The organism is Arenibaculum sp., from assembly GCF_035998295.1.
GTDB lineage: Bacteria > Pseudomonadota > Alphaproteobacteria > Azospirillales > Azospirillaceae > DASYHS01.
On sequence record NZ_DASYHS010000246.1, the window covers coordinates 12,637 to 36,412 of the forward strand.

The 23,776-nt window shown below is 66.0% G+C and carries 15 protein-coding genes, 1 tRNA gene, 3 pseudogenes and 1 other annotated feature; of the genes and pseudogenes, 11 read left to right on the plus strand and 8 right to left on the minus strand.

The genetic code is table 11. The features are described 5' to 3' along the window. Positions 1–15 precede the first annotated feature (15 nt). From VGO20_RS23370 to VGO20_RS23400, 7 genes are all read left to right on the plus strand, one after another. Positions 16–1,335 carry an O-antigen ligase family protein gene (locus tag VGO20_RS23370; protein WP_327504803.1) on the plus strand — a complete coding sequence of 440 codons (1,320 nt, stop codon included), beginning with the start codon at positions 16–18 and terminating at the stop codon, positions 1,333–1,335. Between the two features lie 13 nt (positions 1,336–1,348). Continuing rightward, positions 1,349–2,365: an N-acetylneuraminate synthase family protein gene (locus tag VGO20_RS23375; protein WP_327504804.1), complete on the plus strand. Its 1,017-nt coding sequence runs from the start codon at positions 1,349–1,351 to the stop codon at positions 2,363–2,365. A gap of 8 nt (positions 2,366–2,373) precedes the next feature. Beyond that, the gene (neuC, locus tag VGO20_RS23380) at positions 2,374–3,528 is read left to right on the plus strand and encodes a UDP-N-acetylglucosamine 2-epimerase (protein WP_327504805.1); all 1,155 of its coding nucleotides are present in this window, start codon (positions 2,374–2,376) and stop codon (positions 3,526–3,528) included. A gap of 51 nt (positions 3,529–3,579) precedes the next feature. After that, the gene (locus tag VGO20_RS23385) at positions 3,580–5,328 is read left to right on the plus strand and encodes an ABC transporter ATP-binding protein (RefSeq protein ID WP_327504806.1); all 1,749 of its coding nucleotides are present in this window, start codon (positions 3,580–3,582) and stop codon (positions 5,326–5,328) included. Next, on the plus strand, positions 5,325–6,854 hold the full coding sequence (locus tag VGO20_RS23390) for a hypothetical protein (RefSeq protein ID WP_327504807.1): 1,530 nt from the start codon (positions 5,325–5,327) through the stop codon (positions 6,852–6,854). Before VGO20_RS23385 ends, VGO20_RS23390 begins: the two co-directional genes overlap by 4 nt. Before the next feature lie 148 nt (positions 6,855–7,002). Further along, positions 7,003–7,824, plus strand: a complete 822-nt coding sequence (locus VGO20_RS23395) for a hypothetical protein (protein ID WP_327504808.1) — start codon at positions 7,003–7,005, stop codon at positions 7,822–7,824. A 64-nt stretch (positions 7,825–7,888) separates the two neighbouring features. Further along, entirely contained in the window at positions 7,889–8,533 is a 645-nt protein-coding gene (locus tag VGO20_RS23400; RefSeq protein WP_327504809.1) for a class I SAM-dependent methyltransferase, read from the plus strand. Positions 8,534–8,546: 13 nt separating this feature from the next. Here VGO20_RS23400 and VGO20_RS23405 read toward each other — a convergent pair whose 3' ends face one another. Then, positions 8,547–10,508, minus strand: a complete 1,962-nt coding sequence (locus tag VGO20_RS23405; RefSeq protein WP_327504810.1) for a polysaccharide biosynthesis protein — start codon at positions 10,506–10,508, stop codon at positions 8,547–8,549. 45 nt (positions 10,509–10,553) lie between these two features. Beyond that, positions 10,554–12,608 (minus strand): asparagine synthase (glutamine-hydrolyzing), encoded by a 2,055-nt coding sequence (asnB, locus tag VGO20_RS23410; protein ID WP_327504811.1) that lies wholly within the window; start codon positions 12,606–12,608, stop codon positions 10,554–10,556. 210 nt (positions 12,609–12,818) lie between these two features. Between asnB and VGO20_RS23415 the strand changes: the two genes are divergently transcribed. Together VGO20_RS23415 and VGO20_RS23420 are read left to right on the plus strand one after the other, a co-directional pair. After that, the gene (locus VGO20_RS23415; protein WP_327504812.1) at positions 12,819–13,967 is read left to right on the plus strand and encodes a GNAT family N-acetyltransferase; all 1,149 of its coding nucleotides are present in this window, start codon (positions 12,819–12,821) and stop codon (positions 13,965–13,967) included. Further along, entirely contained in the window at positions 13,964–14,944 is a 981-nt protein-coding gene (locus VGO20_RS23420; protein WP_327504813.1) for a polysaccharide deacetylase family protein, read from the plus strand. Before VGO20_RS23415 ends, VGO20_RS23420 begins: the two co-directional genes overlap by 4 nt. A 31-nt stretch (positions 14,945–14,975) precedes the next feature. Here the strand turns inward: VGO20_RS23420 and VGO20_RS23425 are convergent, their stop codons facing one another. Then, positions 14,976–16,262: a nucleotide sugar dehydrogenase gene (locus tag VGO20_RS23425; protein WP_327504814.1), complete on the minus strand. Its 1,287-nt coding sequence runs from the start codon at positions 16,260–16,262 to the stop codon at positions 14,976–14,978. 200 nt (positions 16,263–16,462) lie between these two features. Here VGO20_RS23425 and VGO20_RS23430 point away from each other — a divergent pair, with 200 nt between their 5' ends. Next, a complete protein-coding gene (locus VGO20_RS23430) occupies positions 16,463–17,470 on the plus strand; it encodes an NAD-dependent 4,6-dehydratase LegB (RefSeq protein ID WP_327504815.1) in 1,008 nt (335 codons plus the stop codon). A 31-nt stretch (positions 17,471–17,501) separates the two neighbouring features. Here VGO20_RS23430 and VGO20_RS23435 read toward each other — a convergent pair whose 3' ends face one another. The 3 genes and pseudogenes from VGO20_RS23435 to VGO20_RS23445 form a co-directional block, all read right to left on the minus strand. Further along, positions 17,502–18,317 carry an IS982 family transposase gene (locus tag VGO20_RS23435; RefSeq protein ID WP_327504817.1) on the minus strand — a complete coding sequence of 272 codons (816 nt, stop codon included), beginning with the start codon at positions 18,315–18,317 and terminating at the stop codon, positions 17,502–17,504. 642 nt (positions 18,318–18,959) lie between these two features. Further along, a pseudogene (tnpC, locus tag VGO20_RS23440) lies at positions 18,960–20,369 on the minus strand (IS66 family transposase); the annotation flags it as partial. Positions 20,370–20,408: 39 nt separating this feature from the next. Next, a pseudogene (locus tag VGO20_RS23445) lies at positions 20,409–20,711 on the minus strand (integrase core domain-containing protein); the annotation flags it as partial. A gap of 43 nt (positions 20,712–20,754) precedes the next feature. On the opposite strand from VGO20_RS23445, the gene VGO20_RS23450 reads away from it, so the two are divergent. Continuing rightward, a complete protein-coding gene (locus tag VGO20_RS23450) occupies positions 20,755–22,173 on the plus strand; it encodes an IS30 family transposase (protein WP_327504816.1) in 1,419 nt (472 codons plus the stop codon). A 7-nt stretch (positions 22,174–22,180) separates the two neighbouring features. Here the strand turns inward: VGO20_RS23450 and VGO20_RS23455 are convergent. After that, a pseudogene (locus VGO20_RS23455) lies at positions 22,181–23,115 on the minus strand (IS3 family transposase); the annotation flags it as partial. Then, positions 22,715–22,831, minus strand: a sequence feature (AL1L pseudoknot). Its footprint overlaps the pseudogene before it by 117 nt. Before the next feature lie 86 nt (positions 23,116–23,201). After that, positions 23,202–23,276: transfer RNA gene (locus VGO20_RS23460), tRNA-Thr, on the minus strand. Positions 23,277–23,776 lie beyond the last annotated feature (500 nt).

Consider the following 23,776-nt stretch of genomic DNA (forward strand, 5'->3'; position numbering starts at 1 on the left):
ACTGATCAGGGCGGCATGACGGCCGAACCGCTGCCGCGGGGCGGGCAGCCGTTGCCTGGTGTCGTGGCCGTTTGCACCGTCCTCTACGCCGCCGCCTCGTTCAGCTGGGGTACGTCGCAGATCGACCCCTATGCCCTGTTCGACGTCGGCCCCTTCAATGCGGGCGATTTCCTGTACTTCGCGGGCCTTCTGCTCCTGCTGGCGGCGGAAGAGGGCCGCCGGCTGCTGTGGCGCGTGATCGACGAGGCCAAGCCGCTGGTCTTCCTCGGGTTCGCCTTCGCGGCGCTCTGGATCGCATCGATCATCGCCGGCCTGCCGCTGTCGGGCGAAGGTTCCCGGGCGGCGCTGCCGATGGTCCGCTTCCTGTTCTACGTGCCCGTCGTTTTCGTCACCGCTGCGCTCGTCGTCCGGTACGGCGTGCCGCTGACGGGCGCGCCGTACTTTCTGGGGATCGTTTTCGGCGCGCTGTTGAATCTCTGGCAGTCGGTATCGGACGGCGGCAGGATCACGATCGAGGGGCTTCCCGTCCTCTTCAATCCGAACGTCACCGGGAACATGCTCGCCGTAGCGGTCCTCGTCGCGGCCCTGCTGGCGCGCCGGGGGGCAATGCTGTCGTCGCTTCTCGGCGCTGCGCTGGCATCGGCCCTCTGCCTTCTCACCTTCTCCAAGGGGGGGTGGTTGACCACGGCGTTCGCGCTGCTTGCGTTCGCGGGAAGCATCTGGTCGGCGTTCAGGTCGGGCCGCGTCGACGCCATGGCCAGGGTGACGGCGCTGTCCCTGCTCGTCTGCGTCTGCCTGGTCGGGGCAAGCCAGGTTCCCACCGCCGTGCGCATCGTCTCGGCGAAGGTTGTGGCGACCAATTTCGACAGCGTCTCGCTCGACTCATCCATCGCGATCCGCTGGTACCACCTGTGGTCGAGCCTGGACATGGTGGCCGAAAACCCCCTGTTCGGAGTCGGTCCGGGGCGCTGGCCGGAGGAAAACCGGGCGAATGCTTATTGGCTCGGGGACATGTTCTACGAGAACGACAATCCGCATAACGGCTTCGCCTATATCGTCTCGACCATGGGTGTCCCGGCTTTTCTGACTTATCTTTGCCTCCTCTGCTGGATGGTGTGGCGAGTGGCGGCGAGCCACCCTCCGGGCCGAGGAACCGTGCTGGTCGCCCTCGGATTCGCTGGGGCGTTCGCCGTGAGCGGGCTTGTCATGCTTCAAATTATGACGCACACATTCGCCTGGTTTCTGTCGGGGCTGGCAGTCGGGGAAGGAACCCGCGGTACGGCAGCAGGCGGCCGGGCCGGGATGGCCCGTACAGTTTCAGGAAGCCGGGCATGACCATGGAGCAGGAATGTTTTCTTCCGATCGTTGTCTGATCATCGGCGAGGTCGCCCAAGCCCACGACGGCAGCCTGGGAATGGCGCATGCCTATATCGACGCCGTCGCGAAGGCGGGTGCGGACGCGGTGAAGTTCCAGACCCATTTCGCGGTCGAGGAGAGCTCGGCCGACGAACCGTTCCGGATCCGCTTCACAACGCAGGACGCGACCCGTTTCGACTACTGGAAGCGTCTTGAGTTCACCGACGGCCAGTGGGCCGAACTGGCGGCCCACGCGGCCGAGCGCGGCCTTCTCTTCCTCAGTTCCCCCTTCTCCGGCCGTGCCCTCGACCTGCTGCAGCGGCTCGGCGTTCCGGCGTGGAAGATCGCATCCGGTGAGATCTCGAACCGGCCTTTGCTGTCCCGGCTGGCGGCCACCGGCAAGCCCATCATTCTCTCCACCGGCATGAGCCCTCTGACCGAGATCGACGAAGCGGTGGAGTTCTTCCGTGGACGCGGCAACGAGCTGGCGGTGCTTCAATGCACCACCAGCTATCCGTGCCCGCCCGAGAAGGTGGGGCTCAACGTCCTCGAGGTGTTCAGGCAGCGCTACGATGGCATTCCGGTCGGGCTGTCGGACCATTCGGGAACGATATTTCCGGGGCTTGCCGCCGCGACGATGGGCGCCAGCGTCCTGGAAGTGCACGTCACCTTCTCGCGGGACATGTTCGGGCCGGACGTCCCGGCCTCGGTCACCTTCGAGGACCTGCGGCTGATGGTCGATGGAATCCGATTCATCGAGCGCATGCGTGCCAATCCGGTCGCCAAGGACGACGTGGCGGGCGATCTTTCGCCCTTGCGGGCCATGTTCATGAAGAGCCTCGCGGCGGCGCGCCCGATCTCCGCGGGGGAGGTGTTGCAGCCTTCCGACATCCGCATCTTGAAGCCTGCCAAGGGCATTCCGGCGGCCGACTTCGATCAGGCGGTCGGTCGCCGCCTTCGCCGTTCCGTCGAGGAAGGCGAATTTCTCCAATTCGACGATCTGGATTGACGGATTCGATGCCTCGGAAAATTTGCGTCGTCATCACGGCCCGGCCGAGCTATGCGAGGATCTGGTCCGCACTGGCCGCCATCCGCGACCGCAGCGACCTCGAGCTTCAGCTGGTCCTGTGCGCATCGGCGCTGCACGACCGCTACGGCAAGCTCACCGACATCGTCAGGCGCGACGGCCTCGACGTGGCCGAGCAGCTCTTCACGCTGATCGAGGGCGAAAACCTAGTCACCTCGGCCAAATCGACCGGCCTGGGCATCATCGAGCTCACGACCGCCTTCGACAGGTTGAAGCCGGATCTCGTCGTCACCATCGCCGACCGGTACGAAACCCTGGCGACCGCCGTTGCGGCATCGTACCTGAACATTCCCCTCGTCCACGTCCAGGGAGGAGAGATCACGGGGTCGATCGACGAAAAGGTCCGCCACGCGGTCACGAAGCTGTCCGACCTCCACCTGGTCTCCACCCACAAGGCGCGCGATCGGGTCATCCGCATGGGCGAGCGTCCGGAGGCCGTCGTCTGGACTGGCTGCCCGTCGATCGACCTCGCCGCCATCGCCGAACGCGACGAATCCGAGTTCGACGTCTTCTCGTCCTATGGCGGGGTGGGGCCGGTGCTCGACCTTTCAGGCGGCTTTCTCATGGTCATGCAGCATCCCGTCACCACGGAGTACGGCGCGGCAAGGGACCAGATTGTCGAGACGATCGAGGCGGTACGTCGCCTCGCGATGCCGACGCTCTGGTTCTGGCCGAACGTCGACGCGGGCTCGGATGCGGTGTCCAAAATGATCCGCGTCTACCGGGAGCGCAATGCGCTGCCGCACGTCCATCTCTTCCGCAACGTCGCGCCGGAGCATTTCATCAGGCTGCTGGTCCGGTCGTCGTGCATCATCGGGAATTCGAGCGTCGGCATCCGTGAGTGCTCCTTTCTGGGAGTGCCGGCGGTCAATATCGGCGCGCGCCAGGCGGGACGCGAGCGGGGACCGAACGTTCTCGACGTGGGCTACGACCGCGACCAGATCGTCGAGGCCGTGACGCTGCATGAACGCCGCGGCCGGCCCGTGCGCTCCCATCTGTATGGTGACGGCGAGGCCGGTGTCCGGATCGCCGCCGAACTGGCGTCCTGGGCTCCGTCCGTCGAGAAGCGCCTGACCTACGACTGAGCGTGGCCGGCCTCCGGCCACCAAGGTGAAAAAGCAATGAGTACCTTGCGCATGATCGGCGAGATCCTGCTTCCCCGGGAGCGCCGGCAGGCCGTCCTGCTGCTCTGCCTCGTGGTGGTGACTGCCATCCTCGAGGCGGTGGGCGCCGTGTCGATCATGCCATTCATCGCCCTGTTGCAGGATCCCGGCCGGGCCATGGCGAACCCAGTGCTGGCCCGGGTCCATGCGGCGGTCGGGCCGGAAAGCATGGAGAGCTTTCTGTTGATGGTCGGCGCGGCTATTTTCGTGCTGCTTGTCGTGGCGTCCCTGGTCACGACGTTCTCGTCCTGGTTGCTGACCAGGGTTCCCTATCTTTGGGCCCATTCCATATCCACTCGGCTCTTTTCGCGTTATCTCGAGCAGGACTACGCCTTCTTCATCGGGCGCAATTCCGCGGAATTGAAGAAGAACGTTCTGGACCAGGTGCAGCAGCTGCTCCTGTTCGGCCTTCTGCCGATCGTGCTCGCCGCCGGGCGGGGCATTGTGGTCCTATTCCTTCTGGCCGTGCTGATGATGATCGACCCACTGCTGTCGCTCGTGCTGGGCGGCGTGTTCGGCGGCATCTACGGAGGTCTGCTGTTTGTGATGCGTCGGCGCCTGCAGCGCATGGGCAGGCAGGCGGTCGAGGTCAACGAGGGGCGTTTCCGTGTCGCGGCCGAGGCTTTCGACGGCATTGTCGAGGTGAAGTTGTTCGGATACGAAGCTTCCTTCCGGCGCCGCTTCGGCGAGGTATCGGAGAGATATGCGACGCTTCAGGCCAATACCCTGATCGCCGGCCTCCTGCCGCGCTATGTCGTCGAGGGCTTGGCCTTCGGCAGCATCATGCTCATTCTGCTGTTCATGCTCTGGCGCGACCGCGACATTGCGGAAGCGCTGCCGGTAGTGGCCGTGTACGCCTTTGCGGGATACAGGCTGCTTCCAGCCCTGCAGCAGGTCTTCGTTGGTTTGACCAAGAGCCGTTTCGCCAATGCCTCCCTGGCCGCCATTCACCGTGACCTTGCCGGGCTTCCGGAACCGGTCGCCGGTTCCCGCGGCCGGGTGGAGCGCCTCGCGGTTGAACGGGACATCGAGCTGAAGGGAATCTCCTTCACCTATCCCGAGGCGGAGACCGCCAGCCTCAGTGGGGTCGACCTCCGGATTCCGGCCGGGCACATGATCGGGCTGGTCGGCGAGACGGGCTCCGGCAAGTCGACCGCGCTCGCGCTTCTGATGGGGCTCCTGCGTCCGACCAGTGGGATGCTCCTCGTGGACGGGCGCCCGATCGATGATGCGACCCTCGTCCGCCGCTGGCAGCAGTCCATCGGTTACGTTCCCCAGCACATCCACCTGATGGACGCAACGGTGGCGGAGAACATCGCCTTCGGCGAGGAGGGGACCGCGATCGACATGGCACGGGTCAGGAGCGCCGCACGCCTCGCCGCCGTCGACGAGGTGGTCGAGCGCATGCCGGACGGATACGAGACCAGGCTGGGGGAGCGGGGCGTCCGCCTGAGCGGCGGGGAGCGGCAGCGCGTCGGCATCGCGCGCGCCCTATATCGCGACGCGCCGGTCCTGATCCTGGACGAAGCGACCAGCGCGCTCGACGAAGGGACCGAGAAGCGGGTCGTCGCGGCGCTCGAAGGGCTTTCCGGTCAGCGGACAATCGTCATGATCGCTCACCGCCTGGGCACGCTCAGGAAGTGCGACGTCGTCTTCCGTTTCCATCTCGGCCGCCTAGTCGAATACGGTGACGCGCCCCGCATGCTCGGGGACGTGAATTGAGGAGCGCCTGGTCCGGTGGCGGCGGGGCGGAGGAGCAGACGGCGGCAGTGACGGTTCGAGAACGCAAGAAAGTCGCCCTGGTCAGCTTCCAGTGGTCGATGTACCTGGAGTTCGCTGGCAGGTTGGAGGCGGAGGGGTTCGACGTCTATTGGATCCACTCCCTGCGCTCCTGGACCGAGCGGCTGGTCGCCTCCGGTGTGCCGCGCGAGCGTATTCTGGACCTGTCCGATCCGGCGGATTTCCAGGAACGCGACGTCGAGGCCTGCCGGGCCGGACTAGCCGGGCTCGAGCTGCCGGGCCATCCGCGAATTCATGACCTTGTGCAGATGGACCGTCTCCTGCGCGAGATGCCGCACGACTTCGCCCTCAGGTATCTCGCCCACGCGAAGGAGGAGGTGGAGCGCTTCCTCGACGCGCATGGCATCGTCCTCGTCGCCAGCGTCCTGGACACGGCCCTGCAATTGCTGACCATGGCGATCTGTCACCGGCAGGGCAGGCTTTGGGCCCATCTCGTCGCGTTGAAGATGCCCCCCGAACGCTGGGCCGTCTTCGAAGGGCACGTGCCCGACCAGCCCCTGCGGCGTCGGCCCGTCACCGACGCCGACCGGGAGGAAGCCGCCCGGCTCCTCGAGTCCTTCCGCAAGGGCAATGCTCGCGCCTTGATGCGCAGGACCGCGACGGGGTACGTGGACGCCCTGCGCCGCCTGCGTCTGCAGGTTCCGTTCTTCGCCGGGCTGTTGCGGGCACGGCTCGGTCACGATCGGATCAACGACTTCGCCTCCTATCCGCTCCGCAGGATCGTCGCGATGTTCCTGCGCAAGAAGGTGAATCTCGTCTACGTCAGGCAGTTCCTGAAACTCGGCCGGGAGCCGCGCCGGCCCTACGTGCTGTTCGGCCTCAACCGCCAGCCCGAGTCCAGCATCGACGTGATCGGCGCCTTCTATTCCGATCAGATCGCCCATGTCCGACAGATCGCGCGGGCCGTGCCCGTCACCCACGACCTCCTGGTCAAGCTGCACCTCAGCGACGTCGACGGCCGCCGTCCGTCCGGACTGCGGGAATTGGCGGCCATTCCCGGTGTCCGTCTGATCGATCCCGCTGCCGATACGCGACAGCTCATTCTCGGGGCCGACCTCGTCATCGCCGCCTATGGTACCATGGTGCTCGAGGCGGCGCTTCTGGGGCGCCCGGCGATCAGTTTCACCCGGGTGTATTTCACGGGCTTGCCGGCGATAGCCCACTGTTCGTCGCCGGCGGCCTTGCCGGATCTCGTGACGGCGCAGCTGGCCAAGACCGCCGGGTCCGACGACGACCGGCATGCGGTCGAACTCCTGGCGGAATTGTACGCCAGCTCCTTTCCCGGCCTGCCCAACCGCGGCTACGCCAATGAAGATTACAGGCAGGTCGATCTCGATTCAATCGCGGAGGCCTTCAACTGGCTCCACGACGTCGCCTCCGAGCGCCGGAGCCGATGCTCCCCGGCGCAGGACGTGGCGTCCGCCGCGACTGCACCGATTCGGGAGTAGGTGGATCATTCGTCAGCGGCCCGGCTTGTCTTTGGGGGGCGTACACTGTATCTCCGGAGGTTCGTAGCCGGGACTGATCGGGTATGTCGCTCCAAAGCAGGCGCGGCCGGTTGCGGGTGGCATTGGGGCGGTTGTTCTTGGGAAGCCTATGAGTCAGCCTTCATCCTTTCTGGACTTTCTGCGGCGTCGCCTCGCGATCGGTTTCGCCGTCGCGGGCACGATCGTGTTGATCGGCATCGTCTACGTCGCCATGGCTCCTCGTATCTACGAGGCACGCCTTTCCGTTGCCCTGCCGACCAGGAGCCAAGTCGTCGACTTGCTGGCCAGCGGGGACGTGCTGGCGGCCAGGTTGGGGACGGCGTATCGGATCGGCGTGCCGGGGATTCCCCTGCCGCGCCTAATCGGCGTGTCCGTGGATGATGGGCTGCTGCACGTCTACGCAAGGGGAAATAGCCCGCAGGAAGCGGCCGAGGAGGCTCGGAAAGCCGCGTCCGAGGTGATCGACGCCGTCAACCGCGATCTGGTGGCGGTCCGTGAATACACCGACCACCGCATCGCCATTCTGGACGAGCTGCGCGAAAGCCGCTCGGCCCAGTTGGAGCAGCTCGTGGGGCGGATGTCCCGGATCGACGGCGGCTCCGTGGACGAAGGTCTGGGCTTCGCCCTTTCGAATCAGGTTCGCAGCTCCGAGATTTCCGTGCAGGAACTGGCTCTCCAGCGTACCCAGCTGGAGCTGCTGGGACGCATTATCGATCAGGAGGAGCGGGAACTGAGGGTTTTCGAAGTCCTGCCGGACGCGCCGGCCAGCCCGAAGGTTCTCTTCGTCCTGCTCCTGACCCTAATCGCCGCTGCGACCGGGGGCATCGCTGCGATGGTCGCGGCGGAATGGATGTCTGCGCTGTCCTGGAGGTCCGCTTCGCGCGCCGACCTTCGCATGGACGTGCCGCGGCGATCCGACGGACTGTCCTGATCCTGTGCCGATGTACCATGCCGGTGACCCGGTCGCCGGCTCATCAACGGAGGCGGGAGGCCTCATGCAAGCTCTGAAGCGGGTCGGTGTTACGCTGGTCCGGTCCTATCGCGACTGGCAGGAGGAACGTTCCAGACGGTCCCTGCTGAAGGCTCTGCCACCCTCGGTTTTTGCCAACAGGCCGCCGGACGCTCTCGACCCTGATTGGTACGATCTCGGTTTTCTCTACCGATCGGTTCGCGAACGGGGTCCGACGACGGTCCTTGAGTTCGGGTCGGGATGCTCGACCGCCGTGATCGCTCAGGCGCTCGTCGACAACAGGACCCATGCCAGGTTCGTCAGCCTGGAGACGTCCGAGCACTGGGCGGAGGTGACGCGATCCAGCCTTTCTCCGGAGCACGCCCGCATCTGTACGGTCGTCCACGCTCCGCCGGTGGAGAGCATGCATGACGGCGCGGCCGTCTGGCGCCACGCCAATCTACCCGACATCGCTCCGGACTTCGTCTATCTCGACGGGCCGCCGCTGACGGTCGAACGGCCGGTGGCCGTCGATCTGCTCGACCTGGAGGCCACGATGCCGTCCGGCTGCCTCGTCGTCGTGGATGGCCGTCGGCGCAATGCCGAGTATCTTCGCGACCATTTCGAGCGTTCCTGGAGCTACCGCTGGGACGTGGTGGCCGACCGGGCGACGCTCGAACTGGCCCGATAGGGATCCGCAGGCGTCAGGACGCCGCCTCGCGGGTCCTCTTCTCCGGCAGGAGATCCGAGCCGTTCGGCGCATGGCGGAATTCGGGAACGGCGGTCGCCAGCAGGGACAGCACCCTCTGGTCGTCGCCGGCCAGCGCCGCCGTTTCGATTTCCGTCATCATCCGGCGCAGGAGCGTGACGTCGACGGGGCGCGGGGAGGCGGCGAGCACGCCTTCCGCCGGAGTGGGGCTCGGCGGTTCGGCGACGTCGAACAGCTCCTCGAACAGTTTCTCGCCGGGACGAAGTCCGGTGAAGACGACCTTCACGTCCTCGCCGGGCCGGAAGCCGGAGAGGCGGATCACCTGGTTGGCGAGGTCTAGGATCTGGACCGGCTCCCCCATGTCGAGGACAAAGATCTTACCGCGTTCGCCGCCCGTCCGCATGCCGTAGGCCGAGGCCTGCAAGACGAGCTGGACCGCCTCCTGGACCGTCATGAAGTATCGACGGATGTCGGGATGCGTGACGGTGAGGGGCCCGCCAGCCGCGAGCTGGCGCTGGAACAGCGGCACGACGGATCCCGAGGAACCGAGAACGTTGCCGAACCGGACCGTCATGAAGCGGGTGACGGAGTGCCGGTCGCCCTCCTGGATGTCGAGAGCCTGGCAGTAGCTTTCGGCGATCCGCTTGGTGGCCCCCATGACGTTGGTGGGATTGACGGCCTTGTCGGTGGAGATGAGGACCATGGCTCTGACGCCCGAATCAAGCGCTGCATCCGCCACGTTGCGGGTTCCGATCGCGTTGGTGCGGGTACCCTCGCAGGGGTTGAACTCGACGAGCGGCACGTGCTTCAGGGCGGCCGCATGGAAGACAACGTCGGGCCGCTCGATTTGGAAGAGGCGTTTGATGCCGTTGCGGTCCCGGACGTCGCAGATCACCGGCCGGACTTCGATCCCGGGAAATTTTTCGGACAGGTCCAGGTCGATGCTGTAGAGGCCGTATTCCGACGTCTCGACCAGGATCATCCGTTTCGGGGCGTGTGCTGCCACTTGTCGGCAGATCTCCGAGCCAATGGAGCCTCCGGCGCCCGTTACGACCACCGTCTTATCCGACAGCAGCTGTCCGATCGCATTGCGGTCGAGGGTGATGGGCGGGCGTCCGAGCAGGTCTTCAATGGCGATCGGCTTCGGCTGAGGAGGTTCGTCGTCAAGCTTGCTTCGAAGCTTCGACAGCTCGGGCAGGCGAGCCACCTCGATCCCGTGCTTTTCCCCGAGTCTCACCATCTGGCGGACCAGGGAGCCGTCCATCGGCTTGGTCAGGATCAAAGTCCGGGGCCGCAGGCCGCGTCTGGTCAGCCTGTCGATTATCTGGTCTGTTTCCGCCAGCATTCCCAGGACCTCGACGTCGCGGATTGAGCGCCCGACACGGCCGCCTTTCTCGTCGATAATCCCGACCACAAGGTATTGGGCGCGGGGATTGGTCAGCATGGCGCGGATGAACAGTTCAGTCCCGTCTCCGGCACCGACCAGCACGACCGGGGTCCGGGCGGTGTCGGCGCCGTGCAGCAGGCCCGAGATGCGCCGGTCCTTTAGGAGGCGGTATAGGATCCGGGGGGCGCCCAGAAGGACGACCAGGACGAACCAGTTGATGACCGGGACCGAGCGGGGCAGTGCCTCGAGCCTTGTCCACAGGAACGACACGAGCAGGAACAACAGTATCGTCAGGGTCGCCGCCCGCGCGATCGCGACGAGATCGCTGATTGACGCGTATCTCCAGATGCCGGTGTTCATGCCGAACAACCTGAAGCAGATTGCGGCGATGCCGCAGAACGTCAGGAGCCACCACGCCAGATCCCAGCCCGCATATGCGAACATGGAGCTGCCCAGCCGGAGATAGATCGACAGGATCAGCGAGATGCCGGCCATGATCACGTCGTGCGTGAACGACAGCACCCTTCTATCCAGGCGGTTCAGCAGGCCCTTGGTCGAAATCCGGGTCATTTACGGTTCCGTCGGAAATCCGGGAGGATCTCGGGTCATCGAGTGTCAGCCATGCAGGCGCGAGCCACCCTTTACCAGATCGTTAGCATGCGCGTCACTCGATAGAAGGGCGTCGTCCGTTAGGCGATCGGGCGTGGCATTGATGCGGGTCTGCTTGTCAAGCCAGGCCTGGAACATCAGGACGGGCCAGATCGCGTGCTGGAGGTTGCGGCGCCCGGAGACGTGATCGTTCCAGGCGGCGACGATGGGATCGGGGACGAAAACCCCTTCCCTGGAGAGCCGGCTGCGGTCCAGCAGGTCCTCGGCCCAAACCCGCAGGGGGCCGCGCAGCCAGTCGCCCAACGGAATCCCGAAGCCTTGTTTGGGGCGGTTCGCCAGCGGTGCCGGCAGGTGGCGTTCGAGTAGGCGCTTCATGATCCACTTGCCTGAGCCGTCGCGGATTTTCATCTCCGCGGGAAGCGACCAAGCGAACTCGACCACGCTGTGGTCGAGCATCGGCGCCCTCGTCTCCAGGCTCACCGCCATGCTGGCGCGATCGACCTTGGTCAGGATGTCGTCGGGCAGATAGGTCGATAGGTCGCGGAGCATCATGTTGCCGACGTCGCCGCCCGGGATGGCGTCGCGGTCCCAGCTGTCCGGCCCGCCGTCCGGCTCGCGGCCGCCGATGACGACGGCTGCTGGATCAGCCCACAGCGAGACGAGGCTCCGATGGAGATCGGCGCCGCCGGCTGTGCATATCGCTTCGGCGATCTTCTGGGCATCGTCGACGCGGCGCCGGAGCCGCCCGGCACCCGGCACCGCGTTCGAGGCGGCGAGAGTCGCCGATGCTAGCAACCGGAGGATCCGTGCGGCACCCCTGCGTGCGGGCAGGGGCAGGGCGCCGAGGTGCGGCCAGAAGCACTGGGCCAGGAAATGGCGCCTGTATCCGCCGAACAGCTCGTCCCCCCCGTCGCCGGAGAGGGCAACGGTCACGTGCGACCGCGCTAGGCGGGATACCAGGAAGGTCGGTATCTGGGAGGAGTCGGCAAAGGGTTCGTCCCAGATCGTTGGCAGGGCCGGGATCACGGCTCGTGCGTCTTCGGCCGTCACGTAGAATTCCGTGTGCTCGGTCCCGATTGCGCGGGCGACGGCCCGCGCGTGCCCGGCCTCGTCGAACGCCGCGTCGTGGAAGCCCATCGTGAACGTCCTGAGCGGCCGTGTCGACCGGGCCTGCGCCAGCGCCACGACGACGGAGGAATCAACGCCCCCCGAGAGGAAGGTTCCCACGGGCACGTCGGCGACGAGCTGTCTGGCAATCGCATTGGACAAGACGGCTTCCAGGGCGTCCACGGCCTCGTCGTCTGAGCCCCCGAACGGAGTCGTTTCCGCGGCGACGTCCCGGGCCGACCAGTATGGCCGGGCGCGTGCCACGAGGTCGCGTGACGTCCAGCCCGGCGCAAGCCCACCGGTGTCGATCTCGAGATGGGTTCCGGGAAGGAGCTTCGTCGCGTTGGAGTGGATCGAAAGCGGGGATGGCACGTATCCGAAGCGCAGGAACTGCGTGACCGCTGCCCGGTCGAGCGTGCCGGTGAAACCGGGATAGGCATCGAAGGCCTTCGCCTCCGAAGCGAAGAGCAGCGTCCTGCCGCAGCTCGCGAGATAGAGCGGCTTCTCTCCGAGGCGGTCGCGGGCTAGGTGCAGTGTGCGCCGGCTGCGGTCCCAGAAGATCAGGGCGAACATACCTGTCGTCCTGCGCAGGGCGGCCTCCACTCCCCAGAGCGCCAGCGCCTCGACAAAAACCTCCGTGTCGCAGTCGGTGCGGAAACGATGGCCGGCGCCTTCGAGCTCCCGGCGCAGGTCGAGATGGTTGTAGATCTCGCCGTTGAAGGAAAGCACGTACCGGCCGCATGCCGAGGCCATGGGTTGGCGCCCGCCGGGGCCGAGGCCGACCACGGCGAGACGCCTGTGCGCGAGCACGACCCCTGCGTCCGCATCGGCCCATTCGGCGGCATCGTCGGGGCCGCGATGGCCGAGCCGGCCCGCCATCGCGCGAGCCACGCCGACCGCATTGCCCTTGAAGATCCTACCCGTCGGATCCCAGAAACCGGTCACGCCACACATGTCGTCCCATTCTCCGCCCGCTTGCGGGACCGCCTGCGAAGGCGCCGCGTTCTGGAGGGCCCGGCAGCCAAGCCGGGCGGACGTTAATAGGCCAGACTTCCGCCGTTTGCGGAAGCTCGAATTCCGTGATGGTGGATTGCAGTACCGCGCATGGGCGGATATCGTCCGCGACGTTCGTGTTCAACCCCGGTTCATGGAGCCACGACAGCCATGACGGTCGACTTCGGTATCCGTGCCGGCGCGGCTTGCAATCTCGGCGTTTCCCCTGACCGTGTCTCCGCCTTCTACGCGAGCCACTGGCGCCGACCGATCGCCCTCGGTCTGGAATCCTTCTACCTGTGGCAATTCCGTGATGCGCCGGCGGCGGACGGTCGCGACCGGGCCTGTGTAGCGATCGACAGCGACGGCGCCCTGGTCGGCGTGATGGGGCTCAATCCGCGGCCTTTCATTCTCGACGGCGAGCACTTGGCCGGTGCGGAGCTGACGACCTGGATCGTTTCGCCCGAAGCCCGGGGCAAGGGCGTCGGAAAGGCAATCATGCGCTCCCTCCAGGACAGCTACGAGGTACTTCTAGGGGGCGGCATCACCAACGACGCACAGTCTATCTATCTCACGAGCGGCTTCGATTTCATTCGTTACCTGCCGAGATTTTATCGGATCCACGATGTCGACGCACTCGTGGATGTCGGTCTTGTGGAATGCAATGCGCTGGGCAGGAGGCTGGTGGAACAGTGTCTCGGGCGGCCCGCCGTGGCGCGGTGGAGCGTCGACAGGGTCGGTGTCGACGTCCTCGCCGACTGCGGTACCGCGATGATGCAGGACTTCAATCTCTTTATCAGGGATGCCGCCCACCTGGGATGGCGCTACGCCGACCATCCGGTGTTCGACTATTCCTTTCATCACGTGACCTCGCCCGCGGTGCCGGGGCCGGGGCTCGGTCTAGTTCTGCGGGAAACCGAAGTGGCGGGCCAGCGAGTCGTCCATGTCGTCGATTTCTTGGGTGACGCCGCGCTTCTGCCGTCGGCGACCGCTTTCTTGGACGAGTTCTGCCGTTCCGTCGGCGCCATGGCCGTGGACGTCACCTGTGTTTCGCAGCGCGTCCGCGCGTATCTACGGGAAAGCGGCTGGTTTTCGGCGGTCGACGAGCCCCATCTCCAGTTTGCGCACCTGTTCAATCCCCCCGAACTCCGTACGCCGCCCACGACGTCGCTGATGATGTGGACCCGCAGTCGGATGCGGGCACTCGCGGACCACTCCAGGCTCCACTTCGCCAAGGGAGACCTGGACCTGGACCGGCCCACTATCGACTACATCGAGCACAGTCGCCAGATCCCGGCGGCCGGACGGAGGAACGCATGACCGGCACCCTCACCGTCGTCACCTATCATTACGTCCGTCCGCTCGCCTTGAGCCGGTTTCCCGCGATTAAGGGGCTGGACCTCGAGGAGTTCGACGGACAACTCGCCTACATGCGGCAGCACTACCGCTTCGTATCGGTCGACGATGTTATCAATGCGTACGACGCTGGAGAACCGCTTCCGCCGCGTGCAGCGCTTCTGACCTTCGACGACGGGTACATCGATCACTACACCTACGTCTTCCCGCGGCTATTCGAGGCCGGCATTTCCGGTGCCTTCTATCCACCGAGGTGTTCGGCCCTGGACCGCCGCGTACTGGACGTAAACAAGATCCATTTCGTGCTGACGTCCTGCCCCGATCCCTGGATCCTGTGCCGGAGGATCAACGACCTCGTCGTGGCCGCCCAGAGCGAGGAGGGGATGCCCACTCTGGAGCAGTTGCGCGCGGAGTATCTGCGGCCCGGGCGGTACGACGTGGCCGAGGTCCATTACGTGAAGAGACTTCTCCAGCACGCCCTCCCCGAGCACGTGCGGTCCAGCGCCGTGGACGCGCTGTTCCGCGAGTTTGTCACCGGCGACGAGGCGGCCTTCGCCGAAGAGCTCTACATGACGTTGCCCCAGATGCGTACCATGGCTGCATCGGGCATGCATTTCGGCGGGCATGGTGTCGTCCATGCTTGGCTGGACCGCCTTATGGAGGCGGAGCAGGCTCGCGAGATCGACGGCTCCGCCGATCTTCTGGACCGGATCGGGATGCCCCGGGACCGGTTCAGCTTCTGCTATCCCTTCGGGGGATATGCTCGGGCGACCATCGATCTGCTTCGGGAGCGCGGGTGCCGCCTAGCATTCTCGATCGCCGCCGATCTGGCCCGGGTCGGCCGCGACGATCCGCTGCTCATCCCGCGGCTGAACACGAACGACCTACCGAAACGGGGGGATGCCTTTCCAGTGTCCTGGACAAATTTGGCCGACGGTTGAGCCGGTTCCGGACCGACTCCCGCTCACGCGCTCAGAGGCTCCAATATAGGATGCCTGGCGGCATGGTCGTCGCCTCGAGGACGGACTTCACGTCCACGATCACGCCGCGCCCTGAGCTTCCGAACCTGTCGGCCAGCTCGGGTATCGTCATCGTCACGTAGTCGCGGTGGGCGACGGCCAGGACCAGCCCGTCCAGGCGGCGCAGGTTGTCCAGCGAGGACAGCTCCACGCCGAACTCCTCACGGGCCTCCTGGGCGTCGGCGAAGGGGTCGTGGACCATGGGCTCGACGCCGAACTCCCGAAGTTCGCGCACGATATCGATGACCTTGCTGTTGCGCAGGTCTGGGACGTTCTCCTTGAAGGTCAGACCCAGGATGCCGACCCGCGCGCCCCTGACCGGGCGGTCCGCCTCGATCAGCAGCTTCACGAGCTTGCGGGCGATGAAGGCCCCCATGCCGTCGTTGATGCGGCGCCCCGCGAGGATCACCTCCGGATGATGGCCGAGCTGCTCCGCCTTCGCGGTGAGGTAATAGGGATCGACGCCGATGCAGTGGCCGCCGACCAGGCCCGGCGTGAAGCGCAGGAAGTTCCACTTCGTTGCAGATGCATCGAGGACGTCCTGGGTTCTGATGCCCATCTTATCGAAGATGATGGCCAGTTCGTTCATCAACGCGATGTTCAGATCGCGCTGGGTATTCTCGATGACCTTGGCCGCTTCCGCGACCCTGATCGACGGCGCGCGATGGATGCCGGCTGGAATAATCGCGCCGTAGACGGCGGCGATCCGATCTAGCGCTTCCCCGTCCTCGCCCGAGACGACCTTCACGATCCGCTCCAGCGTGTGCTCCTTGTCGCCAGGGTTGATCCGCTCCGGCGAATAGCCGAGCTTGAAGTCGACGCCCCGGCGCAGTCCGGACATCCTTTCGAGCACGTCCCCGCAGACGTCCTCCGTCACTCCCGGATACACCGTGGACTCGTAGACGACCACGGCACCCGGCCTGAGCGCGCGGCCCACGGTCTCGCTGGCCTTAACCAGGGCGGTGAGATCGGGCTGTCGGCTGGCGTCAACCGGCGTCGGTACCGCGATGACGAAGAACGTGGCTCCTTCGAGGTCCTTTCCGGCCGAGGTGAAACGTATCGTCGAGCCGATGAGGGGCCCGGCCTCGATCTCGCCGGTCGTGTCGATGCCCTTGCCCAAGGCCTCGATCCTGCGCTCGTTGATGTCGAACCCGATGGTTCCCGGGAAGCGCCGGGCGAGGGCGAGTGCGACAGGGAGGCCGACGTAGCCGAGACCGATGACGGCGATTTTCTCGTCCATTTCCTGCAACGGGGCTGTTGACGTTTCGTCAAGAAGGCGATCCCAATCGCATTGCACGCTCTTGGCATCAAGGGTTTTTTGTGGGACGAGGCCCGATGGGGTGCTTTCTGGTTTTGCCAGGATGCCAAAGCTGGGATAGAAACCCAGTCACGTCCGGTATTCAGGGATGGCCGGCGGCAACGTGATTCAACGAGGCGAGAATGCACCCGCTCGGTCGTGTCCTGGTCACCGGAGCAGACGGCTTCATCGGGTCCCATCTGACCGAAGCGCTGATCCGCGCCGGTCACCGGGTCCGTGCTTTCGTCTATTATAACAGTTTCAGCTCGGACGGCTGGCTGGATACGGTGCCGGCCGACATCCGCGAGGAGATCGATTTCTTCGCCGGGGACATCCGCGACCCGAACGGCGTGAGGGAGGCTGTTCGGGGATGTGATACCGTCCTTCACCTAGCAGCGCTGATCGCGATCCCGTTCTCCTACCATTCGCCTGATTCCTACGTGGACACGAACATCAAAGGCACCCTCAACGTGCTGCAGGCGGCACGAGACCTGGGCGTCTCGAAGGTGGTCCATACCTCGACCAGCGAGGTCTACGGAACCGCGCTTCGTGTCCCGATCGACGAGGAGCATCCGCTTCAGGGGCAGTCACCCTACTCGGCGACCAAAATCGGCGCCGACCAGCTCGCGTTGTCTTTCGAGCGGTCGTTCGACCTGCCTGTCGCGATCATCCGTCCCTTCAACACTTATGGCCCCCGGCAGTCCGCGCGGGCGGTGATCCCGACAATCATCACCCAGATCGCAGCCGGCCGGTGCGAGCTGAAGCTCGGCAGCGTCCGTCCGACGCGGGACTTCAACTACGTCGCCGACACCGTCCGCGGCTTCCTCGCCGTCGCCGCAAGCCCGCTATCCGTGGGAGAGGTGATCAATATCGGCAGCGGCTTTGAGATCTCGATCGGCGACACGTGCAGGATGATTGCCGACCTGATGTGCCGCGAAATCAACATCCAGCAAGACGAGCAGCGCTTGCGTCCGGACCGCAGTGAGGTCGAACGTCTGCTGGCCTTGAACGAGAAAGCCAAGCGCCTGACCGGCTGGGAGCCCACCTATGGCAGCATGGAGGGGCTGCGGCGAGGGCTCAAGGAAACAATAGACTGGTTTACCGATCCAGCCAACCTTCGACGCTATAAAGTTGATGCCTATAACATCTGAAGAATCCTCTAGCTAACCCGATGTGCGGGTTTTAGGTTGGCTGGACAAGGCGGGCAAAGGCCAGGGCCGGGAGTCCCGCGCGTTGGCAGAGCAGGCCCGCCATCGTGTGGCTGGCGAGCTTGCGCAGCCACCGGGCAGTCAGGTGCCACAGGTCCCGGGCGCGCACCCGCTTGGCGTGGTAGCGCTCGACCAGTTGGCTGAAGACCGTCTCAATCCTCCGGCGCGTCTGGATGAGCCATCGCGGCCATCGCGGCCCCTGGGCGGCGGCCTTGCGCGGGGATGGTGCGAGGAGATCGAGTCCGTCGGGGGCAAGTTCAGCGCGCAGAGCGGGGTTCCAATAGGACCCATCGCCGAGCGCCCAGCCGATGCACCCGACGAGGAGTTCAGGCGCGACGGCGGGATCGGCGGCGTTCGCCGGTGCCAGCGTCGCCGCCGTGATCACGCCGGGCCAGGTGAGGTGCAGATGCAGGCGCAGTCCATAGTAGGTCTGGTGGGCGAGCGCGTCGTAGCCGAAGGCGGCGAACCCGCCGAAGCTGCGGCAGCGGTAGGCGCGGGCGAAGCGGCAGACCGGCGCCGGCAGGCTGTCGATGAGCAGGCAGGCGGTACCCTGCTGCGTCGCCGCCGCGAGGTGCTGCCAGAGCGCAGACTTGACGACCCAGAGATTGGCCGCCTGACGCAGGAAGGTCGTCCGGTGCACCACGCGCAGAGCCGGGAAAGAATGGCCGAAGTGGCGGCGGAAATAGGTCCAGAGCCCCTGGTCGGTGTCGAGACCGAGGAACTCGCCGACGATCTCGATCGTCAGGACCTCACTGTCGGCGAGCTTCGGGGCGGGGCCCCGTTGGCGCAGTCAGTGCGCCGGTGCCCCGAAGGCGCTGCGGACGAAGTCGTCGGTGAGGCAGAACACCGTTACGATGAACCTCTCGAGATCCATGACACATCTCCGCGGCGGCGGAACAGGCTGGAAGGCCTTCTGTCGCTTACGTTAGGCGCGTTGGGTCTCGACACCTTCCAAGAAACCCGCACATCGGGTTAGCTAGCTGGTTGATGGCGGAACATTGTTGGGATGAGGTCCGTTGGATGATCGTGGAATACGGCTGGCGCTTCGAGTGGATATTGGCCAGCCGGTCAGATCCCACCGTCGCTTCTAATGCCGACCCTTGATCCGATCGGTGCGCGGCCGTCAACTGAACCGCTCCGGGTTTGCCGTAGACCATTTGGCATGATGGTGTGGACGACCGCTGCCCACCGGCCTGCGATGGCCATAAGGTGGTCTGTGTCGAATCGCCACGTCCGGGAGGGCCGTCCACATGAGCATTGTCACCGTCGGTCTCGATCTGGCCAAGCAGGTCTTTCAGGTTCATGGATTCGAGCCGAGGATCGGGAAGACCCGTGTGACTCAATGCGTGCGAAACGCGCTGGCTTGATTGGGACCTGATCCGCGGATTTCATCATGGCCCGCGGTCAGTAAGCGTCCGGCCTGCCCCGCGGCTCAGGGGGCAGGCTTCCAGCTCCAGGGGAGCAGGTCGGCGATGCGCTTGGCGGGATAGGCGTTGATCCTGGCGATGACGTCGGCCAGCCAAGCCTGCGGGTCGAGGCCGTTGAGCTTGGCTGTTTCGATTAGCGAATAGATTGCCGCGGCCCGCTCGCCGCCGCGGTCCGAGCCGGCAAACAGCCAGTTCTTGCGCCCGAGTGCTACGGCGCGCAGCGCACGTTCGGCCGGGTTGTTGTCGATCGCGAGCCGGCCATCGTCGAGATAGCGGGTCAGGGCCGGCCAGCGCCCCAGCGTGTAGCGCATTACGCCCGCCAGGTCCGATTTGCCCGACAGCTTCGGCAAGGTCGCCCGCATCCAGGCCGCCAGTTCCTCGGCGGCCGGGCGACTTCGCTCCTGGCGTGGGTGATGTCGCTCGTCCGGCGGCCGGCCCCGGATCTCGTCTTCGACCACATAGAGCGCGCCGATCCGCTCCAAGGCCTCAAAGGCGACCGGGCTCTTCGTCCTCACATGCACGTCGTGGAATTTCCGGCGCGCATGCGCCCAGCAGGCGACCTCGACGATCGGCCCGGGCTGGCGGCCCACATTATCGTACAGCGCCCCGAAACCAGCATAGCCATCAGCGTGCAGATGCCCGTGGAATTCGGCCAAGTGAGTCTGCGGATGCTCGCCTTTGCGGTCGGGGCTGTAGAAATACGCGGCCGCCGGCGCTTCACCGCCATGTGGGCGGTCGTCGCGGACGTAGACCCACAGCCGCCCGGTCTTGGTCTTGCCTGTCCCGGGCGCCAGCACGGGGACCGGCGTGTCGTCGCCGTGCAGGCGGGGCGAGGCCATCACCTCGCGCCGCAGCGCCGCGACCAGCGGCTCCAGCAGCACCCCGGCCCGGCCGACCCAGTCGGCCAGGGTCGAGCGCTCCAGCTCCACGCCCTCGCGGGCGTAGATCCCGGCCTGGCGGTACAGCGGCAGGTGGTCGGCGTACTTGGACACCAGCACATGGGCCAGCAGCCCGGGGGCTGGCCGGCCGCGCTCGATGGGGAGTTCCGGCAGCGGCGCCTGGGCGATCGCCTCGCAGAGCCGGCAGGAGAATTTGGGCCGGACGTGGCGGACGACGTGGAAGCGGGCCGGCCGGTACTCCAGGATCTCCGTCACGTCCTCGCCCAGGCGGCGCAACTCGCCGCCGCAGGACGGGCAGGCGCAGGCCGCGGCGTGGACGATCTCTTCGCGCGGCAGATGATCGGGTAGCGGCCGGCGCGCCGGCTTGGCCTTGGCCTCATCAGCTGGCGCGGGCGGCAGCGGGGCCGTCTGCTCGCTGCGGCCGAGATCCTCCTCCAGGTCCTCCAGCAGCAATTCCAGCTGCTCGATCTGCCGGTCCAGCTTCTCCGAGGAGCGGCCGAACTGCATCCGGCGCAGTGAACCGCCCCGGGTTTCCCGGAGGCCGTTTGGCTTGAGTCACGCCGCCATGGCGGCGCCCTCGGTTTGAGCATAGTAGCGCGCTTCGGCCTCGGCGGGAGGAATGTTGCCGATGGGATCGAGCAGGCGGCGGTGGTTGAACCAGTCGACCCATTCCAGGGTGGCGAACTCGACGGCTTCCAGGGTGCGCCACGGCCCGCGGCGGCGGATCACCTCGGTCTTGTAGAGGCCGTTGATCGTCTCGGCCAAGGCGTTGTCGTAGGAATCACCGACGCTGCCCACGGAGGGTTCGACGCCGGCGTCGGTGAGACGCTCGGTGTACTTGATGGCCACGTATTGGGCGGATTCAAGCGGTCCTCGCAACAGCCTGACGAAGGAGGTTGCGATGAAGAAGCGGAATCGGCGCTCGGACCGATCTGGGCGAGCTCCTCTGCGCTCACCTGGTCGGCCCCCCTCGGCGCAGCGTGAGGATCGACGGCGGTTCTGGGCGGCAATCGCGATGGGACAAGCAAGCGAGGATGCGGCATCCATAGTGGGAGTGTCACCCGTGGTGGGGACACGCTGGTTCCGAGAGGCAGGGGGAATGCCACCAGCGGGATTTGCTTCATCGGCGAAGCCACCGTCAGGACGGTACTTGCAGTTTGCGGAGCGGGAGGAGATCGCGCTGTTGCGTGCCCAAGGGCTTGGCGTGCGGGAGATCGCCCGTCGGCTGGGTCGCGCTGCCTCGACCATTTCCCGGGAGCTGCGGCGCAACGCCGCCACCCGCGGGGGAGGACTGGACTATCGGGCGACGACCGCGCAGTGGCACGCCGACCGCTCGGCGCGCCGTCCCAAGCCGGCCAAGCTGTTGGTCAATCCGACCCTGCGCGACTACGTGCAGGAGCGTCTGGCCGGCACGGTGGTTGCTCCGGACGGAGCGGCGATCCGTGGACCGGCCGTGACCTGGAAAGGTCGCCGCCATGGGCGCCGGCAGGACCGGCGGTGGGCCAAGGCGTGGAGCCCCGAGCAGATCTCCTGGCGCCTGCGGCTCGACTTTCCGGAGAACCCGACGATGCGCATCAGCCATGAGGCCATTTATCAGGCCCTGTTCATTCAAGGCCGGGGAGCATTGCGCCGTGAGTTGACCGCCTGCCTGAGGACCGGACGGGCTCTGCGCGTTCCGCTGGCACGGACCCGCAAGCGGGGCAAGTCCTTCATCGCCCCGGAGATCATGATCAGCCAACGCCCGGCGGAGGTGACCGACCGAGCGGTGCCGGGGCACTGGGAGGGGGATCTCATCATCGGCTTGGGAAGATCGGCGATCGGCACCTTGGTGGAACGGACGACGCGGTTCACGATGCTGCTCCATCTGCCCCCGATGCCGGGACACGCCAGCGGACTGCGTGTCAAGAACGGGCCGGCGCTTGCCGGCCATGGTGCCGAGGCCGTCCGCGACGCCATCGCACGCACGATCGCAACCTTGCCCGCTCAGCTCCGCCGATCGCTGACCTGGGATCAGGGGGCGGAGATGGCGCAGCATGCCGATATCCGGATCGACACCGGACTTTGCGTCTACTTCTGCGATCCTCGCAGCCCATGGCAGCGCGGCACGAACGAGAACACCAACGGGCTGCTGCGCCAGTACTTCCCCAAGGGAACCGACCTCAGCGTGCATGACGCCGATACCCTGACGGCCGTCGCACTCGCCCTGAACACGCGGCCCCGCAAAACTCTTGGCTGGAAAACGCCAGCCGAGGCGCTGGACGAACTGCTCAAATCCATCGATAAGGGAGGCCACGAAGGGGCTGTTGCGAGGACCGCTTGAATCCGCCTTGCGACCCGCGGTCGGAGTGGTGGATGAGGCCGCTGCCCTTGGCCGGTCGGCGGTCATGCAGCGCCTGTTCCAGAGCATCCAGCACGAAGCCCGCATGAGCTGAGCGCGATACGCGCCAGCCAACGATGCGGCGGGCGAAAGCGTCGATGACGAAGGCCACGTGGACGAAGCCCTGCCACGTCGCGACGTATGTGAAATCCGCGACCCATAAGGCATTCGGGCGCGGCGCCCGGAACTGGCGGTTCACCCGGTCAGCTGGACACGGCGCCGCTCGGTCGCTGATCGTGGTGCGCACCACCTTGCCGCGCGTCGCCCCCTTCAGGCCCATGCGTCGCATCAGCCGGGCCACCGTGCAGCGCGCGACGTCGAGGCCCTCGCGCCGCAACTGCCGCCAGACCTTGCGCACGCCGTAGACCTGGAAGTTCGCGTCCCAAACCCGCCGGACAGCCTCGCTCAGCTCCGTGTCGCTTCGCGAGCGGGCCGGAGCCCTGGACGGATCGGCCCGGCTGGCGGCATGGGCATGGTAGGTGGAGGGGGCGATCGGCAGCACCCTGCAGATCGGCTCGACCCCGTGGACGGCGCGATGTCCGTCGATGAAGGCAATCATTTCCTGAACGGGCGGTCGAGCTCCGCCTGGGCGAAATACGCCGACGCCTTGCGCAGGATCTCGTTGGCCTGGCGCAGCTCCCGGACCTCCCGCTCCAGCGCCTTGATCCGCTCCCGCTCGTCCGTCGTCGGCCCCGGCCGCTTGCCCTGGTCGCGTTCGGCCTGGCGGACCCAGCCCCGCAACGTCTCCGTCGTGCAGCCGATCTTCGCTGCAATCGAGCTGATAGCCGCCCACTGCGAGGCGTGCTCGCCTGCATGCTCAAACACCATCCGCACCGCGCGCTCGCGGATTTCGGGGGCGTACTTGGGTGATGCCTGCTTCGTCATGATGACCCCATCCTCTCAGGAAATGGGGCCTCCGGGAAACCCGGGGCGGTTCAGAACTCGGGAGGACGAGCCGGGCGCCGGCAGAATGGTGCTGCTGGTGAGGATTGAACTCACGACCTCTCCCTTACCAAGGGAGTGCTCTACCACTGAGCTACAGCAGCCCGTCGCGGGGTGCGCGGCTTATGCCACAGGGGGGCCGGCGATGCAAGGTACTATGTGCGCCCTTCCAGCCATTTTGCAATCGGCACCCATGGACAGGGAGCCGCCGCATGGGTGCCATGCACCTTGCGACGGCGCTGGCGGCTTGCGTTCGGTCGCGCCGTGCACATTTCTTGGGCAGCCCTTTTGGGCGTTTCCTCCCTGAGACTCGGGCCGCCGGCTTACCGCCGGCGGCTTTTTTCATGTCCCGTCCGGTTGGGACAAGTAGGGCACGGCCGAGAATTGAGCTTGTATCCGCAACGGGCTCGGGCGAGGATCGATCCACGGCCGGCTCGCGCAGCCGCCGCTTATTCCAGATCTAACAGGGATGTTCAGCATGCGGTCCATCGACGGACAGCGCTCCGATTCCGTCGCCATCAAGCGTTCTCCAAAGGAGAAGGAGATGCAGCTCCGGCAGCTTCGCGAGCAACTCGCGGGGCTGAAGGTCCATGCCAGCCCGGCG

Excerpts from the sequence above, each read along its gene's own strand:
- VGO20_RS23420 (WP_327504813.1), top strand. The coding sequence starts at position 13,964 with ATGACCGGCACCCTCACCGTCGTCACCTATCATTACGTCCGTCCGCTC.
- VGO20_RS23450 (WP_327504816.1), top strand. The coding sequence starts at position 20,755 with ATGAAGAAGCGGAATCGGCGCTCGGACCGATCTGGGCGAGCTCCTCTG.
- neuC (WP_327504805.1), top strand. The coding sequence starts at position 2,374 with ATGCCTCGGAAAATTTGCGTCGTCATCACGGCCCGGCCGAGCTATGCG.
- VGO20_RS23395 (WP_327504808.1), top strand. The coding sequence starts at position 7,003 with ATGAGTCAGCCTTCATCCTTTCTGGACTTTCTGCGGCGTCGCCTCGCG.
- VGO20_RS23375 (WP_327504804.1), top strand. The coding sequence starts at position 1,349 with ATGTTTTCTTCCGATCGTTGTCTGATCATCGGCGAGGTCGCCCAAGCC.
- VGO20_RS23405 (WP_327504810.1), bottom strand. The coding sequence starts at position 10,508 with ATGACCCGGATTTCGACCAAGGGCCTGCTGAACCGCCTGGATAGAAGG.
- VGO20_RS23415 (WP_327504812.1), top strand. The coding sequence starts at position 12,819 with ATGACGGTCGACTTCGGTATCCGTGCCGGCGCGGCTTGCAATCTCGGC.
- VGO20_RS23430 (WP_327504815.1), top strand. The coding sequence starts at position 16,463 with ATGCACCCGCTCGGTCGTGTCCTGGTCACCGGAGCAGACGGCTTCATC.
- asnB (WP_327504811.1), bottom strand. The coding sequence starts at position 12,608 with ATGTGTGGCGTGACCGGTTTCTGGGATCCGACGGGTAGGATCTTCAAG.
- VGO20_RS23370 (WP_327504803.1), top strand. The coding sequence starts at position 16 with ATGACGGCCGAACCGCTGCCGCGGGGCGGGCAGCCGTTGCCTGGTGTC.
- VGO20_RS23385 (WP_327504806.1), top strand. The coding sequence starts at position 3,580 with ATGATCGGCGAGATCCTGCTTCCCCGGGAGCGCCGGCAGGCCGTCCTG.
- VGO20_RS23400 (WP_327504809.1), top strand. The coding sequence starts at position 7,889 with ATGCAAGCTCTGAAGCGGGTCGGTGTTACGCTGGTCCGGTCCTATCGC.
- VGO20_RS23425 (WP_327504814.1), bottom strand. The coding sequence starts at position 16,262 with ATGGACGAGAAAATCGCCGTCATCGGTCTCGGCTACGTCGGCCTCCCT.